We start from the raw sequence: 15,176 nt of genomic DNA, 5'->3' as shown, positions 1-15,176 counted from the left end.
ACCCTAAGCTCTTTTTGTTATTTTTTGGCTTTTTTAAGTTTCTTTTCTTGCTCTTTAAGCACTTCGTTAATAAAGCTTTTTCGGCCATATTGGCGCGTGATAATACACTTGTCTAGTGAAAAACCACGAGCTGGGCAGTATTCACGGCCGTAGTAAATAATTTGTAGGTGCAGTTTATTCCATTTCTCTTTGGGAAATAGACGCTTACCGTCACGCTCGGTTTGTTCAACACTTTTGCCACTGGTTAATCCCCAACGAAACAGTAAGCGATGAATATGGGTATCAACAGGAAAAGCCGGTACATTGAATGCTTGAGCCATCACTACCGACGCTGTTTTATGACCAACACCTGGCATCGCTTCTAAGGCTTTAAAATCTTGTGGTACTTCGCCGCCGTGCAGCTCAATAATCATTTGTGAAAGGTGCCAGATCCCCTTTGATTTCATTGGCGATAGACCACAAGGTTTGATGATTGCTTTAATTTCATCAATGGTCATTTTCACCATGTCGTAGGGATTATCTGCCTTAGCAAACAAGGACGGTGTTATCTGGTTTACGCGCTCATCGGTGCATTGTGCTGAGAGTAATACAGCGACGAGTAATGTGTAAGGATCGGTATGATCAAGTGGAATTGGCACTTCAGGGTAAAGCTCGTCGAGGATCTCAACGATTGCCTCGACTTTGTCTTGTTTACTTACTGTCTTGTATTGAGTGTTTGTTGCAATATTCATTCAAGTGCCTTTATTATTCTTTTTCTTTAGACCTTGCTCACTCGAGCACGCTCGATTTTTTTCTCTTCAACTGGCGGAACAATCATCGCTTCTACCTTATTGTTAAGGCTATTTTTTATCGCGAGAATAAAACCCAGTGCCACGAAGGCACCTGGTGGCAGCATAATAAATAGAAATGATTGGTCGATGGAGAAAATCTCAATGCGTAAGCTGGTGGCCCATTGACCAAGCAACAATTCTGCACCATCAAATAACGTGCCTTGGCCGAGCAATTCTCGCACTGCGCCTAATAAAACCAACACGGCACTAAAACCAATCGCCATAATAAAACCGTCATAGATTGAAGGTAATAGGGCGTTTTTAGAGGCGTAGGCCTCAGCGCGGCCGATGATAATACAGTTGGTTACAATCAATGGTAAAAAGATGCCTAATGATTGATATACACCGAACGCATAAGCATTAAATAGCAATTGAACACAGGTTACGTATCCAGCAATAATCATTACAAAAATTGGGATGCGAATCTCTTTTGGGATAAAGCGGCGAATCAAGGACACAGTAGCATTGGAGCCAACCATCACAATAATTGTCGCTAAACTCATGCCAAGCGCGTTAGTTAATGTTGAGGTTACCGCGAGTAAGGGACATAAGCCTAACAACTGCACTAAACCGGGGTTATTTTTCCACAATCCTTGCCATGTTAATTCTGCATAGGTGTTCATGATTGGCCTCCACATGCTTGGGTTGATTGTAGAATTGAGGTTTGATGGCTATTAACATATTCGACGGCTTTACGCGTTGCTTCAACGACGGCGCGGGGTGTAATAGTTGCACCAGTGAACTGATCAAACATACCGCCATCTTTTTTCACGCGCCAATGTGATTGATTATTATCACTCAAAAACCAGCCTTTAAAACTGTCCATCCACGATGATTTAGCAATTTCAATTTTATCACCTAATCCCGGTGTTTCAGTATGACGAAGCGTTCTGACTCCACTGACTTCACCTTGCAATGTAACGCCAACAAGCAAGTCTATGTTGCCGTTGTAACCATTGGGTGCGGTCGTCTCAATCGCTATTGCTACAGGACTTCCGTCGTTTTTTGCGATAAAAGCGCGTTGGGCTGCAGTGCGCCCCAGTACGTTAGGCGCGGTGACTAGCACACATTGATTAGCGAGGTCGTTATTGTAACTTGACGGCTCAACAACTTGTTCTAATAACGTTAATAAGTAGCGTTGTTCTTGCTTCGTTATCGCATCTTTAGTGAGCTGCTGAGTTAGCGTCACTATAGCTGTGACTATTAACGCAAACGCCGCAAGGATAAGGCCGTTCTTTGAGATGATTTTAGTCATTTGAACTTCCTTGCTTAGGATGACGTTTTTTCTGGTGACCGTAGCTTGATGGCTTAGAATACATGTCGATAACAGGCACTGTCATATTCGCAAGTATTACCGCAAAGGCGAATGCATCTGGATAACCACCGTACTGTCTAATGACATAAACCAATAGGCCGATAATCGCGCCAAATATAAGTTTCCCTTGATTGCTGGTGGCGGCCGTCACAGGGTCCGTTGCGATAAAGAAAGCGCCAAACATAGTCGCGCCGCTTAATAGATGGAAAAATGCTGATGCATGCGTATCAGGATCAACTAAGAAGCCTAACGTTGCACAAACAGCTAGCGTTGCCATCACAGCAACAGGAATGTGCCAGCGAATGATGCGCTGAGCCACAAGCCATAACCCACCGAAGAGAAAGGCTAAATTCACCCACACCCAACCTACGCTGACAAAGCCGTTATAGATAGGTTTGGTAAAACTCTCATATGTTGTTAGGCCAAGACTTAAATCGGTACGTAGTGTATCTAATGGCGTTGCCATTGTGATGCCATCAACACTAATCCTAAGCTCATTAACACTCAACCCTGTCGTGGTAAAACCGGTAAAAATCGCACTAAAGATATCGCTAGCGCCAAGTTGATATTGACTTAACTCGATTGGCACTTGCCAATTGGTCATGGTGACAGGGAAGGAGATAAGCAACAGAACATAACCCACCATCGCAGGGTTAAACAAATTAAAGCCTAATCCTCCGTAAAGCTGCTTTGCGACTATGATGGCAAAAGCCACACCAATAACACTAATCCACCAAGGTGCTAGCGGCGGAATTGAAATACCAAGTAATAAGCCAGTTAGCAGCGCGCTGTTATCTTTTAATACGTGACTAATTGGGCGTTGACGAATTTTTAATATCAAGGCTTCACTGACTAAGGCGACGCTAATACATAACGCGATTTGAATTAAGCTGCCGATGCCAAAAAAGAATACTAAGGCCACAATGCCGGGAATTGTCGCCAATGCAACAGAGCGCATAACACGTGAAACGTCGACTTGCGCTAAGTTGTGTGGAGATGGTGAGACGGATAAAAACATATTATCGGTGCCTATTTATCGTTTGTTTGTGAATCGCGAGCGGCTTTTTTAGCCTTCGCTTTGGCAACAGCTGCAGCGACGCGCGCTTTCTTGGCAGCTGCAGGATCGTCGGTTTGTTCTTGAACTTGCGGTTCAATATTTTGTTCTAGAGGCGCTACGTCAAGGGTGCGTTCTGCGTTATCTGCATCAGTTTTTGTAGCAGCTTCACTCGCTGCTTTCTTAGCCTTTGCTTTAGCAACAGCTGCTGCAATACGCGCTTTTTTATCATCGCTAGGGCTAGCGGCTGGCGGTGTATCACTGTCAGCACTACTGCTAGCTTGCTCTTCGACTACTGTTTCTTCAATTGGAACTTGAGTCTCTGCATTGTCAGCGTTATTTGCCGCTTCACTCGCTGCTTTTTTGGCTTTTGCTTTAGCAACGGCTGCTGCGATACGCGCTTTCTTGTCGTCGCTAGGGCTAGCAGCTGGCGGTGTCTCAATGTCAGCGTTATTTGCCGCTTCACTCGCTGCTTTTTTGGCTTTTGCTTTAGCAACGGCTGCTGCGATACGCGCTTTCTTGTCGTCGCTAGGGCTAGCAGCTGGCGGTGTCTCAATGTCAGCGTTGTTTGCTGTTTCACTCGCTGCTTTCTTAGCCTTTGCTTTAGCAACAGCTGCTGCGATACGCGCTTTTTTGTCATCGCTAGGGTTAGAAGCTGGTGGCGGTGTATCGCTGTCAGCATTACTGACTTCTTCACTTGCCGCTTTTTTGGCTTTTGCTTTAGCGACTGCTGCCGCAATACGGGCTTTTTTGTCGTCGCTTGTATCGGCCGGCGATTGCTGTGTATCAGAAGTCACAGTGTTGTTATCGCTTTGCGCTGCCTTGGCTGCTTTTTTAGCTTTGGCTCGGGCAATCGCTTCAGATACACGTGCTTTATCAGGATTTGCGCTTTGCGTAATAGGCTTTTCTTGTGGTGCTGAATCACCTTGTTGCGCTGATTTTTTAGCTTTTGCTCGTGCAATTGCTGCTGCCACTCTATCGTTTTGAGGCGACTTAGGTGCATCTGCACCTGGCGCGGCATCACCTGCTTTTTTAGCTTTTACACGGGCAAGAGCAGCAGCGATAGCGTCGCCATCATTATTTTGTTTCATGGCCGCTTTACGGCGTTCATTAGCAAGGCGATTACGTTCTTCACGCTCTTGTTTTTCGCGATCTAATCTTGCCTGACGTTGTTCGTAACGTTCTTTCGCGCGTTGTGCTTGAAGTTGCTCTTGATGTGTTTCACGAATATCAGCCTTGGCAACACGGTAGTATTGAACCAGTGGAATATGACTCGGACAAATATAAGCACAGGCGCCACATTCAATACAATCAAAGAGGTTGTGTTGCTGAAGCTTTTCATGATCTTTATCTTTAGCGAACCATTGCAGCTGTTGGGGTAAAAGCTGTGCAGGACAAACTTGCTCACAGTCGCCACAACGAATACAGTTTTGCTCGCTTGGCGCATCAGGCAGCTCATTAGCGCTTGCTGCGATAATGCAGTTGGTGGCTTTTACTACCGGCGCATCAAGATTTTGCAATGCAAAGCCCATCATTGGACCGCCCATAATAATTTTTTGCTGGTGCACAGGTTTGAAACCACAGAAATTGAGCAAGTCGATAATTGGCGTACCCAAATGGACACGATAGTTTCCTGGACGCTCGACGAGATCACCAGTGACGGTTACAACACGTGATAACAAAGGTTTACCGTGAAATACGACATCGGCAATGGCGTGAGACGTTGCAATATTTTGTACAACGACACCGATGTCTGCGGGGATTTTACCGCTAGGTACTTGATGGCCGGTTATTACTTCAATCAGCTGTTTTTCGCCGCCAGCAGGGTAAAGTGTTGGAATTGCCGTAACAATGATGTGTTCATATTTTTCAGTAGCATTTTCCATCGCTGTAATGGCTTCAGGCTTGTTGTCTTCAATCGCGACGACAACGCGTTGCGGTGAAAGCAATTTATCCATGACAACAATGCCTGCAACAATTTGTTCACTGTTGGCGCGCATTAGAGCATCGTCAGCCGTAATGTATGGCTCACATTCGGCGCCATTTATTAGCAATAAATCTATCGATTTACGGGGAGATAATTTGACTGCTGTTGGGAAGCTCGCGCCGCCAAGTCCGGTAATACCGCTCTCTTTGATGCGTTGGGTGATGGTTTGGTTATCATCTTCAAGGGATAGCTTTGGCCACGATTCGAGTTTGGCGTCAGTGGCTTTAATGAGCACTGTTTCTGTATTGAGTCCAGACGGATGACTTGCCGGATATTGACTGACATCCACAACAACACCAGCAACTGGTGCGAGTACATTGGCTGAAATAAAACCGTCACTATGGCCGATTATTTGCCCTTTTTTAACATCATCGCCAATTTTTACGGCGCATAATGCTGCCTGACCCGTGTGTTGTGCTAACGGCAGGGCATATTTTTCAACCCGTGGCATATCTGTAATTGGTTGTTGTGACGTGCGATCTTTACGTGACGGAGGATGTATTCCACCGTGGAATTGCCCAAGCTGACCTTGATCGATTAATTCAAAAATACTACTCACAATCAAGACTCCAACTGCTTCACAGGAATAATGTTCAACTGACCATTCCAATTATTCGTTTTTTGCGCCACAGGGATCATTTCAATACAATCAACAGGACAAGGTTCGACGCATAAATCACAACCTGTGCACTCATCGGCAATAATGGTGTGCATTTGCTTGGTTGTTCCTAAAATAGCGTCAACCGGACATGCTTGAATACACTTGGTACAGCCAATACAGTCTTCTTCGATGATAAATGCAACGGTTTTTACTGGCTCAGCAGAATCACCTGCAACAGGGACTTCAACGCCCATAATCTCGGCAATGGTTTCGATTGTTTGCTGGCCACCTGGTGCACATTTAGTGATGTCATCACCATTGGCAACAGCTTCTGCATAGGGTTTACAACCAGGGTATCCACATTGACCACACTGAGTTTGCGGCAAAATATTATCAATTTTCTCCGCAACAGGATCTTCTTGTACTTTGAATTTTATTGATGCAAAGCCTAGTGCCATGCCAAAGATAAGTCCGAGACAGCCGAGAACGGCGATCGCTATTAATACAACACTCAACATTAGCTTGCTAACCCACTAAATCCACTAAACGCTAACGACATAAGCCCTGCGGTGATCATGGCAATCGATGCGCCTTTGAATGGCATAGGTACATCGCTCGCAGCTAAGCGCTCACGCATTGCAGAGAATAAAATAAGCACTAACGAAAAGCCTGCCGCTGCGCCAAAACCATAGATAATTGAATCGATAAAGTTATGCGCTTCATTGGTATTTAGCAATGCGACACCAAGTACCGCACAGTTGGTGGTAATCAGAGGCAAGAAAATACCGAGCATTTTGTACAATGCAGGACTGGTACTGCGCACTACCATTTCTGTAAATTGAACAACAAAGGCAATAACCAAAATAAAGCTTAAGGTACGTAAATATTCTAATTCGAGGGGAACAAGTAAAAATTCATTGACTAAAAAACTACACAACGAGGCGATGGTTAATACAAACGTGGTTGCCATAGACATGCCGATGGCGGATTCGAGCTTACTCGATACCCCCATAAACGGGCATAACCCCAAGAATTTAACCAGCACAAAGTTGTTCACCAGAACTGTGCCAATTAACAGTAAAAAATATTCGACCATGGTTGCTTTCATTGTATTTTTAATAGCGCATATTATCCGTGTTTATTCACCGATAAACAACCACATATCCTATAGGTGTACTAGGGAAAAGTATTAGGGTTTGATGCAAGTCATGATGTTGTGTTTGCCAAATCACTAATTTCAATTACACTGACGCCAATTTAGCGATAGTTACTCTTCAATCTTATGCATAAGTCACCGTATTTTTCCTCCATGTTATTGCTCGTGTTTGCCATGTTGTTATGGGCGAGCTCGTTTATCGCTTTGAAGATTGCATTTGCCAGTTATTCGCCAATGTTAGTTATTTGGGCGCGTATGTTAATTGCCTCAATTTGTTTTCTGATGTTTATCAAACAAGTGATGCGATTCGAGTATCGAGCGGGTGATTGGAAATTGTTATTAGTGCTAGCGGCACTTGAACCCTGTTTATATTTTGTATTGGAAGCAAAAGCGTTGCAACTCACCAGTGCTTCAGAAGCGGGAATGGTGAGCTCGCTAAGCCCCCTAATTATTGCAGTGCTTGCGTTTTATATGTTGGGGGAGAAAATCACCAAGCACCAACTCGCTGGTTTCTTGGTGTCTATTAGTGGTGTAGTGGCATTATCCTTTGGTAGTGAAGCGACAGAGTCTGCCCCCAATCCCATGTTAGGTAATTTTCTTGAGTTCTTAGCTATGGGGTGTGCGGCAGCTTACTCTGTACTATTGAAACGTTTTAGCAGTCGTTATTCACCAATGTTTTTAACGGCGTTTCCTGCATTTATTGGCTTGATATTCTTTAGCTGTTTTACCTTTATTGAGCCTTGGCCAACGCAGATAAACGTATCTGGCCTCGCGGCAATATTTTACTTGGGATGTGCTGTCACGTTGGGCGCTTACCTGTGCTACAACTTGGCAATCACTAAATTGCCAGTCACCATCGCTGGGGCGTTTATTAATTTGATTCCAGTATTTACGTTATTTTTGGCGTGGTTAATTCTAGATGAGCAATTGACGACGTTTCAATTGCTCGCTTGTGGCATTGTTGGTGTCGGTTTGTATATTAGCCAGACGAAGCGTCGAGGTTAAAAGACAGTACAATACCGCTAATTAATGCGCTAATGGGAATAATTAAAAACCAACGAAGGTTGTCGAAGGGCAGGTGAGCGTTGCTACTAGTGTCCAGTAGTACAAATAAAAGCCCTGCACCTGAAATAATCCCTATGCTCATGAGTATTATTGAGAAGCTTTTCATTGATATCACGTTTCTATTCCTTGATGTGTAAACACGCTTATCATAGTGCTCACATTATCACCTAGCAAGCACCTTTGATCACTTTTACATTTAGTTGAAATTTCCTTTACATTTCCTCAACCATTGTCTTTATTTTTAGTGCTTTTTCAAAGTGGTCGAGTTGATGAATTTGAATCCACCATGTTGCTGCTTCCATTAATAATTCTGGATTGTCATTTTTATTGGCAAAAAAGGCGTAAAACGACAGTCCAACATTGTCACCTTTACTCGCTATCTTCTTATCACACACCTCAATGATCTTTTGACGTAAACTCGCTCGCACTGTTTTCACTCCAATTTAATTTTAATGGAACTATTGTACATTTTTATAAAATAATTAGTGGGCTTAAAAATCGAAGTTATGTGAGATATAGGGGATTAATAGTAGAGACTGTTTATAGAATAAATTTTGAGAACTTTGAATGCACTAGATGGCTGCCCAAGCGGGACTCAACCAGTGTGAAATAAAGAGGGGATTAACATTTCTGTTGATGTCTAAACTCAATTGAAAACACTTAAAGTAGCAATAGTTTTGTAAACTGAATTTGAAACGAGATGAGATAAAATAAGGATTAACAGTAGAGACTGTTTATAGAAGATTTTTTATTTTTAATAAATTAGATGGCTCCCCAAGCTGGACTCGAACCAGCGACATACGGATTAACAGTCCGCCGTTCTACCAACTGAACTATTGGGGAATCTTGAATTGTCTGATAGTCAAATAGTTTATCTTAAGATAACGGCTCATCAAGCTGGACTCGAACTCGTGTGAAATAAAGAGTGGATTAACATTTCTGTTAAATTCTTTTTTCGTTCGAAAACACTTAAAGTAGCAATGGCTCCCCAAGCTGGACTCGAACTAGTGTGAAATAAAGAGTGGATTAACATTTCTGTTAAATTCTTTTTTCGTTCGAAAACACTTAAAGTAGCAATGGCTCCCCAAGCTGGACTCGAACCAGCGACATACGGATTAACAGTCCGCCGTTCTACCAACTGAACTATTGGGGAATTACTATTTGTTGTGAATAGCCATTTTCAATACAAATCGAAAGTGTTTTCGATTAATTAGTAATGGCTCCCCAAGCTGGACTCGAACCAGCGACATACGGATTAACAGTCCGCCGTTCTACCAACTGAACTATTGGGGAATCACAAAATCACCTAAAATCAAACACATAATCTCGGTAGAAAGATTATTTATTACTTTAATAAAAAAGTAATGGCTCCCCAAGCTGGACTCGAACCAGCGACATACGGATTAACAGTCCGCCGTTCTACCAACTGAACTATTGGGGAATGATTGTCGGTGAAGACGGAGCGCATATTAAAGACTGCTTGCTTGGCTGTCAACACTGGATCTTTAAAAAATGTTTGTTTGTGCAACACTTAAACAAATAGAGGTAGATTTCGCCACTTCGTTCATTAGGTAATCGTCGGGATTGTTGTTACACGCTCAGCAAAGCAGCATTGCTTTCTGCTGATTTTAAAATGACGGTAAGATCGTCAAAAAAACAATCACTATTAATGTTGCTTTATTAAGAAAAGATCCTGGTAAAAGATCAAAAATTAATGATCAATATTTTTTAATTTATTGAATTAATTTTTTTTGAGAATAATTTCCATTGCCTTACACATAGCCACAAACCCAATGAGAAAAAGGGGTGTAAGTGGTTATCCACCAAATCTGTGGATAACTATGTTTATTAAACTTTTAGAAGTCGATCAAAGCCCGCCACAGTGGGAGTTGTATACTTTTTTGCTGATTTTTGTTCGAATTGGTAAAGGTCTTTACTTTCATGAGGTTACTTCAAGTCAATAGTATCACAAGAGGGAGTTTGTGATTTTTGTCAGTGTTTTATTTGGGGTTGACTTTTTATCTGAAAGTTTACAGTTTTCACATTGGATAAGTTTTATTCAGCCAAAACATTGGCACCTATTATGACATCTGTATTAAATATTTTTTAAAGCCTCAATCGATAAGGGGTTGAAATTTGTCAACGATTAAATGGCATGATTTTATAATAAATTTTGGCTGAAATTTGATCGCGATCGATAGGTAATATCTTGTAACGCAAATATGTTATCTAGGCCGTCATTTTGAGTTCATTGTAAAGTCACGATCTGATAGGATGAGCATCCGATTTTTTATTACGGTTTATTGATGAATCCAGCCACCTTATTAAATGCTCCTGTAAATTCGACAATCAAGAATATGACGATCCCCATGCTTTACGGCATGATCCTGATGATGTCTTTCTTTATCGTCGACACACTTTACGTGAGTATGCTTGGCACTGATGCATTGGCGGCTTTTAGTTTTACCTTTCCTGTGACCTTTACGCTGATAAGTCTTGCTATTGGTATGGGGATTGGCGTGTCAGCTGTCGTCGCTAAGACGCTTGGTGAAAATAACAAAGAGCGCGCACGCCAACATTCATCGGTATCGATGGGACTTTCAGCCGTACTTATATTTAGTTTAGCGATGATAGGCTGGTGGCAACACGATTTTATCTTCACGTTAATGGGCGCTAAAGAAGAAAACCTTGTATTGATTCGTCAATATATGTCGCCTTGGCTGTTTTGTAGTTTAATCATCATAATGCCAATGATTGGTAATTCTGTAATGCGTGCATCTGGTGATACCAAAACCCCAGCTAAAGTCATGGGCATTGGTGCGGTGATTAACGCTGTGTTAGATCCGATTTTCATATTTGGCTTTGGGCCAATACCAGCGATGGGCATTGAAGGGGCGGCCATTGCCAGCATTTTATCAAGCGTTGTAAGCTGTGTTATTGTTTTCTACCGCGTTACCTATACCTACGACATGCTTGGTTGGGGTTATAATTTCGCACAAATGAAAGAGTCAGCCTCCAAGGTGTTGACCATTGCATTACCTGCGGCAGCGTCAAACATGATGACGCCAATTTCATCGAGTATTTTAACGGCTATCGTTGCAACTTATGGTAGTGAAGCGGTTGCTGCATTTGGTGTAGGTAGTCGTATTGAATCTTTTGCCATGATTGTGGTGTTGGCGATGTCGATGTCATTGCCTCCGTTTATTAGCCAAAACTACGGAGCAGGACACTACAAACGAGTTAAAGAAGCCTATTACTCCAGCATAAAATTTGTGATGGTATGGCAAGCGGCTATCTATCTCGTGTTATTAGTATTTTCATCAATGATAGCTAACGCTTTTGCTGATGATAAATCAGTGGTTGAAATTATTGTGCTTTATCTCATGCTCATTCCTATCGCACATGGATTCGGCGGCATCACTATTTTGACGAACTCATCGCTAAACGCATTACACAAGCCAATGGCTTCGGTGTTACTCAACATTATTCGCTTATTCGTATTAATGCTGCCGTTAGCTTATTTAGGTGGATACATTGATGATATTCGTGGATTGATTATCGGTGTGAGTTTATCAGGCGTATTTACTGGATTAATCGCTTTGATACTGATGCGCATGAACCTTAAACAATTACTCGGTGATTGCGATGAACGAAATGACTGTAACGAGTCTCAAGCAAATCAAAGTGAAGACGAATCAAAGGTGGAACAGAGTTAATGACGTTTTCTTTAGTCAGTGATTATAAACCTGCAGGTGATCAGCCTAAAGCGATTGAACAGTTGTGTGATGGTATTGAAGCCGGATTAGCGCATCAGACATTACTGGGTGTTACCGGCTCTGGTAAAACTTACACCATGGCCAATGTTATCGCCAAAATGGGAAGGCCTACGATAATTCTTGCGCCAAATAAAACTCTCGCTGCTCAGCTTTATGCCGAGATGAAAGAGTTTTTCCCCCACAATGCTGTTGAGTATTTTGTTTCTTATTATGATTATTATCAGCCTGAAGCCTATGTGCCATCAACTGATACCTTTATCGAAAAAGATGCCGCAGTAAATGCCCACATTGAACAAATGCGTTTGTCGGCCACTAAAGCGCTGATTGAACGCAAAGATGTTGTATTGATAGCCTCTGTATCAGCAATTTATGGCTTGGGCGATCCTGAGTCATACATGAAAATGCTATTACATTTCCGTCAGGGAGATGTCATGGAACAACGGGCTATTTTACGCCGTCTTGCTGAGCTGCAATACAAGCGTAATGACATTGAATTTGCGCGCGGTACCTTTAGAGTGCGCGGTGAAGTACTTGATATCTTCCCGGCAGATTCTGAAAAATATGCCGTGCGTGTTGAAATGTTTGACGACGAAGTTGAGCGCATTACCTTATTTGATCCGTTAACTGGGGCCATGGAGCGACAAGTCACTCGCTTTACTGTGTATCCTAAAACGCACTACGTAACACCCCGCGAAACTATTTTAGGCGCGATCGATAAAATTAAAGATGAGCTGCGTGAACGTAAGGTTCAGCTCCAGTCACTTAATAAACTGATTGAAGAGCAGCGTATTAGCGAGCGCGTCAGCTATGACGTCGAAATGATGCTAGAGCTTGGCTATTGCTCAGGCGTTGAAAACTATTCCCGTTACCTATCGGGCCGCGCGCCTGGCGAGCCGCCACCGACGCTTATTGATTATCTGCCTGACGATGGCTTGATTATTCTTGATGAGTCTCATGTTACCGTACCGCAAATTGGCGCGATGTATAAAGGTGATAGGTCGCGTAAAGAAAATCTCGTGCAATACGGATTCAGATTGCCTTCAGCACTTGATAACCGTCCATTAAAATTTGAAGAATTCGAAGCAATATCGCCACAAGCAATCTATGTGTCTGCCACACCAGCGGCTTACGAGCTAGAAAAGTCTGGCGTTGATGTTGCCAGACAAGTCGTCAGGCCAACTGGATTACTTGATCCTGTGATTGAAGTGCGCCCTGTTGCGACCCAAGTTGACGATTTATATAGTGAAATACTGCAACGTGTTGAAAAAAGTGAGCGTGTTTTAGCGACAACGCTCACTAAGCGTATGGCGGAAGACTTAGCAGAGTATCTTGATGAACACGGTGTTAAAGCCCGTTATCTTCACTCAGATATCGATACTGTTGAACGTATTGAAATTATTCGTGACTTACGGTTGGGTAAATTTGACGTCCTTATCGGCATTAACTTGTTGCGAGAAGGGCTAGATATTCCTGAAGTGTCATTAGTGGCGATTCTCGATGCCGACAAAGAAGGTTTTTTACGTTCTGAACGCTCACTTATTCAAACCATCGGTCGTGCGGCACGTAATCTCAACGGTAAAGCTATTTTATATGGCGACAAAATTACCAAATCAATGCAAAAGGCGATGGACGCTACCGTCGAGCGTCGTGCCATTCAAGAAGCATTTAATGCCGAACATGGAATCGTTCCTAAAGGGCTCAACAAGAAGATTACCGATTATCTTGACGTAGGTGGTGATGAAGCCTTAGATCAAGTCGCTGAAGATAAAGCAACTTATCAATCAATGTCGAATAAAGACATTGAAAAACAAATTGCTGATATTGAACACCGCATGTACGAACATGCACGTAATCTTGAGTTTGAAGACGCCGCTAAATTGCGTGATGATATTGAAAAACTCAATGCTATCGTACTCGCGCGTTAACGCGTTATTTGACGGACTAAAACAAGTTTTACAAATTGCACCATAGCCACTGCTGCACCATATAAATGGGCATCGGTGGCTACGTTCGCATTAATCAACTCACTCATTTCATCACTGGCACCAAAGAACTGTTCATAAGCTACCTTACCGACGATACCAATTAATAACATCCAGTAGGTTTCACCATCAAATTTAACACGGCGACGCCACTTGGTGACTAACTGGGTCTGGCTATCATCATTCTCATCTGTTTTGAACGAGCGATGGTTAAGAAGCTGTTTTAAATGGACAGCGCGATAAATCCCTAACAGTGCGCCGTATATGAATAACCCGTGCAAGTAACCGGATAAACCCACGTAATAGCTAATATCAGGATTAAAATAGTAAATTAGCACACCAACCATCAAACCATTGCTAACGAATAACGCGAGAAAGTGTTGCCATGAAAACAGGTGACCAACCAATAAAGTCGCTAACAACAATCCCCCCAAGTTCAGCAGTAAATGCCAGTGATTGGAATGCATAAAGTTGCCAGTAATTAAGCGCCACCATTCTCCCTGCTCAATAGCGCTGCGACTAAATTCTAACACCGGCAGCGTGTGCTCTTGAAATAAAAATAAACCACCACTAATGACTGCGATTATTAGCGGCATTAACGCGTATTTGAGGGGCACATAAAATTGCTTCATTAACTAAAAATCATCAACAATTACAAAGATGTGGGCAGTGTTACACATTTAAGTCTGATTGTAACCCTGTTGAACGTGTGATTGATGCTACAATCCTTCCCATTAAAGAATTGCCATTAACCTGATATTGATATGACCAAAAGAGCCCGCTGTCCGCAATGTAATAGAGCCATCGTTGCTTGTTTTTGTGACACTATTACTCAGATAGAAAATGAACTATCCGTTATTATTTTGCAGCACACTAGCGAAGTAAAACACGCTAAAGGCACGACCAAAATTGTTGAATTATCATTAAACAACATTGAGGTGTTTGTTGGTGAAGACTTTACTGACAACAGCGAACTTAAAGAAAAACTTGCTACTAAGAAGAGCCTGTTATTGTATCCTCAAGAAAACGCGATTTCTCCCTCTGATTTAGCAAGTCAGATTAATGAAAACAGTGATATCAAGCTAAGTGATTACCAACTAGTTGCCATTGACGGAAGCTGGAAAAAGGCCTTTAAAATTCTTCAGCTCAATCCATTTTTATCGCAAATCCCTGCCATTGGTATTGATGCCATTAACGAAAGTGATTATCGTATTCGCAAATCCTCCCGCAGTGATAGCTTATCGACGTTAGAAGCTGTTCATAGCGTATTAACAACTGTTGAAGGTGACAAATTCGAGGGCTTATTAACGAGCTTTAAAGCGATGGTGGATTTTCAAATCAAGTCGATGCCAAAAGATGTTCAGGGGCGGTATTAGTCTATAAGCTCATTAGAAGTAGGCTACGTAAACA

General features: G+C 42.4%; 13 protein-coding genes and 4 tRNA genes. 4 read left to right on the top strand and 13 right to left on the bottom strand.

What is annotated here, in order from left to right:
* Positions 1 to 17: 17 nt before the first annotated feature.
* From nth to rsxA, 7 genes are read right to left on the bottom strand one after another with little or no spacing between them, the layout of a single operon-like run.
* On the bottom strand, positions 18 to 731 hold the full coding sequence (nth, locus tag ACMAZF_RS13640; protein WP_435274342.1) for an endonuclease III: 714 nt from the start codon (positions 729 to 731) through the stop codon (positions 18 to 20).
* Between the two features lie 26 nt (positions 732 to 757).
* A complete protein-coding gene (locus ACMAZF_RS13635) occupies positions 758 to 1,453 on the bottom strand; it encodes an electron transport complex subunit E (protein ID WP_435274341.1) in 696 nt (231 codons plus the stop codon).
* A complete protein-coding gene (gene rsxG, locus ACMAZF_RS13630; RefSeq protein ID WP_435274340.1) occupies positions 1,450 to 2,085 on the bottom strand; it encodes an electron transport complex subunit RsxG in 636 nt (211 codons plus the stop codon). The genes ACMAZF_RS13635 and rsxG overlap by 4 nt, the downstream gene beginning before the upstream one ends.
* Complete coding sequence (rsxD, locus tag ACMAZF_RS13625; RefSeq protein WP_435274339.1) at positions 2,078 to 3,163, bottom strand: electron transport complex subunit RsxD; 1,086 nt, start codon at positions 3,161 to 3,163, stop codon at positions 2,078 to 2,080. Before rsxD ends, rsxG begins: the two co-directional genes overlap by 8 nt.
* Positions 3,164 to 3,174: 11 nt before the next feature.
* A complete protein-coding gene (gene rsxC, locus ACMAZF_RS13620) occupies positions 3,175 to 5,745 on the bottom strand; it encodes an electron transport complex subunit RsxC (protein ID WP_435274338.1) in 2,571 nt (856 codons plus the stop codon).
* 2 nt (positions 5,746 to 5,747) lie between these two features.
* Positions 5,748 to 6,305 carry an electron transport complex subunit RsxB gene (rsxB, locus tag ACMAZF_RS13615; protein ID WP_435274337.1) on the bottom strand — a complete coding sequence of 186 codons (558 nt, stop codon included), beginning with the start codon at positions 6,303 to 6,305 and terminating at the stop codon, positions 5,748 to 5,750.
* Entirely contained in the window at positions 6,305 to 6,883 is a 579-nt protein-coding gene (gene rsxA / locus ACMAZF_RS13610) for an electron transport complex subunit RsxA (protein ID WP_435277246.1), read from the bottom strand. Before rsxA ends, rsxB begins: the two co-directional genes overlap by 1 nt.
* Before the next feature lie 186 nt (positions 6,884 to 7,069).
* Between rsxA and ACMAZF_RS13605 the strand changes: the two genes are divergently transcribed.
* Positions 7,070 to 7,948 (top strand): DMT family transporter, encoded by an 879-nt coding sequence (locus tag ACMAZF_RS13605; RefSeq protein WP_435274336.1) that lies wholly within the window; start codon positions 7,070 to 7,072, stop codon positions 7,946 to 7,948.
* Between the two features lie 272 nt (positions 7,949 to 8,220).
* On the opposite strand, the gene ACMAZF_RS13600 is transcribed toward ACMAZF_RS13605, so the two are convergent.
* From ACMAZF_RS13600 to ACMAZF_RS13580, 5 genes are all read right to left on the bottom strand, one after another.
* The gene (locus tag ACMAZF_RS13600; RefSeq protein ID WP_435277245.1) at positions 8,221 to 8,436 is read right to left on the bottom strand and encodes a DUF6500 family protein; all 216 of its coding nucleotides are present in this window, start codon (positions 8,434 to 8,436) and stop codon (positions 8,221 to 8,223) included.
* Positions 8,437 to 8,775: 339 nt separating this feature from the next.
* A tRNA-Asn gene (locus ACMAZF_RS13595) sits at positions 8,776 to 8,851 on the bottom strand.
* Between the two features lie 234 nt (positions 8,852 to 9,085).
* Positions 9,086 to 9,161: transfer RNA gene (locus tag ACMAZF_RS13590), tRNA-Asn, on the bottom strand.
* Positions 9,162 to 9,225: 64 nt separating this feature from the next.
* Positions 9,226 to 9,301, bottom strand: a tRNA-Asn gene (locus tag ACMAZF_RS13585).
* A 72-nt stretch (positions 9,302 to 9,373) separates the two neighbouring features.
* Positions 9,374 to 9,449: transfer RNA gene (locus tag ACMAZF_RS13580), tRNA-Asn, on the bottom strand.
* Positions 9,450 to 10,314: 865 nt separating this feature from the next.
* On the opposite strand from ACMAZF_RS13580, the gene ACMAZF_RS13575 reads away from it, so the two are divergent.
* On the top strand, positions 10,315 to 11,724 hold the full coding sequence (locus ACMAZF_RS13575) for an MATE family efflux transporter (RefSeq protein WP_435274335.1): 1,410 nt from the start codon (positions 10,315 to 10,317) through the stop codon (positions 11,722 to 11,724).
* The gene (gene uvrB / locus ACMAZF_RS13570; protein ID WP_435274334.1) at positions 11,724 to 13,709 is read left to right on the top strand and encodes an excinuclease ABC subunit UvrB; all 1,986 of its coding nucleotides are present in this window, start codon (positions 11,724 to 11,726) and stop codon (positions 13,707 to 13,709) included. Before ACMAZF_RS13575 ends, uvrB begins: the two co-directional genes overlap by 1 nt.
* Here the strand turns inward: uvrB and rrtA are convergent.
* On the bottom strand, positions 13,706 to 14,398 hold the full coding sequence (rrtA, locus tag ACMAZF_RS13565) for a rhombosortase (RefSeq protein WP_435274333.1): 693 nt from the start codon (positions 14,396 to 14,398) through the stop codon (positions 13,706 to 13,708). The genes uvrB and rrtA overlap by 4 nt on opposite strands.
* Positions 14,399 to 14,530: 132 nt before the next feature.
* Between rrtA and ACMAZF_RS13560 the strand changes: the two genes are divergently transcribed.
* Entirely contained in the window at positions 14,531 to 15,142 is a 612-nt protein-coding gene (locus tag ACMAZF_RS13560; RefSeq protein ID WP_435274332.1) for a tRNA-uridine aminocarboxypropyltransferase, read from the top strand.
* Positions 15,143 to 15,176 lie beyond the last annotated feature (34 nt).

Source organism: Psychrobium sp. nBUS_13 (genome assembly GCF_051201665.1).
GTDB lineage: Bacteria > Pseudomonadota > Gammaproteobacteria > Enterobacterales > Psychrobiaceae > Psychrobium.
This window is presented reverse-complemented; position numbering and strand designations above follow the sequence as displayed.

Coding starts and splice junctions, on each gene's coding strand:
- rsxB (WP_435274337.1), bottom strand. CDS start 6,305: ATGTTGAGTGTTGTATTAATAGCGATCGCCGTTCTCGGCTGTCTCGGA.
- rsxD (WP_435274339.1), bottom strand. CDS start 3,163: ATGTTTTTATCCGTCTCACCATCTCCACACAACTTAGCGCAAGTCGAC.
- rsxA (WP_435277246.1), bottom strand. CDS start 6,883: ATGGTCGAATATTTTTTACTGTTAATTGGCACAGTTCTGGTGAACAAC.
- nth (WP_435274342.1), bottom strand. CDS start 731: ATGAATATTGCAACAAACACTCAATACAAGACAGTAAGTAAACAAGAC.
- rsxG (WP_435274340.1), bottom strand. CDS start 2,085: ATGACTAAAATCATCTCAAAGAACGGCCTTATCCTTGCGGCGTTTGCG.
- uvrB (WP_435274334.1), top strand. CDS start 11,724: ATGACGTTTTCTTTAGTCAGTGATTATAAACCTGCAGGTGATCAGCCT.
- ACMAZF_RS13575 (WP_435274335.1), top strand. CDS start 10,315: ATGAATCCAGCCACCTTATTAAATGCTCCTGTAAATTCGACAATCAAG.
- ACMAZF_RS13635 (WP_435274341.1), bottom strand. CDS start 1,453: ATGAACACCTATGCAGAATTAACATGGCAAGGATTGTGGAAAAATAAC.
- ACMAZF_RS13605 (WP_435274336.1), top strand. CDS start 7,070: ATGCATAAGTCACCGTATTTTTCCTCCATGTTATTGCTCGTGTTTGCC.
- ACMAZF_RS13560 (WP_435274332.1), top strand. CDS start 14,531: ATGACCAAAAGAGCCCGCTGTCCGCAATGTAATAGAGCCATCGTTGCT.
- rrtA (WP_435274333.1), bottom strand. CDS start 14,398: ATGAAGCAATTTTATGTGCCCCTCAAATACGCGTTAATGCCGCTAATA.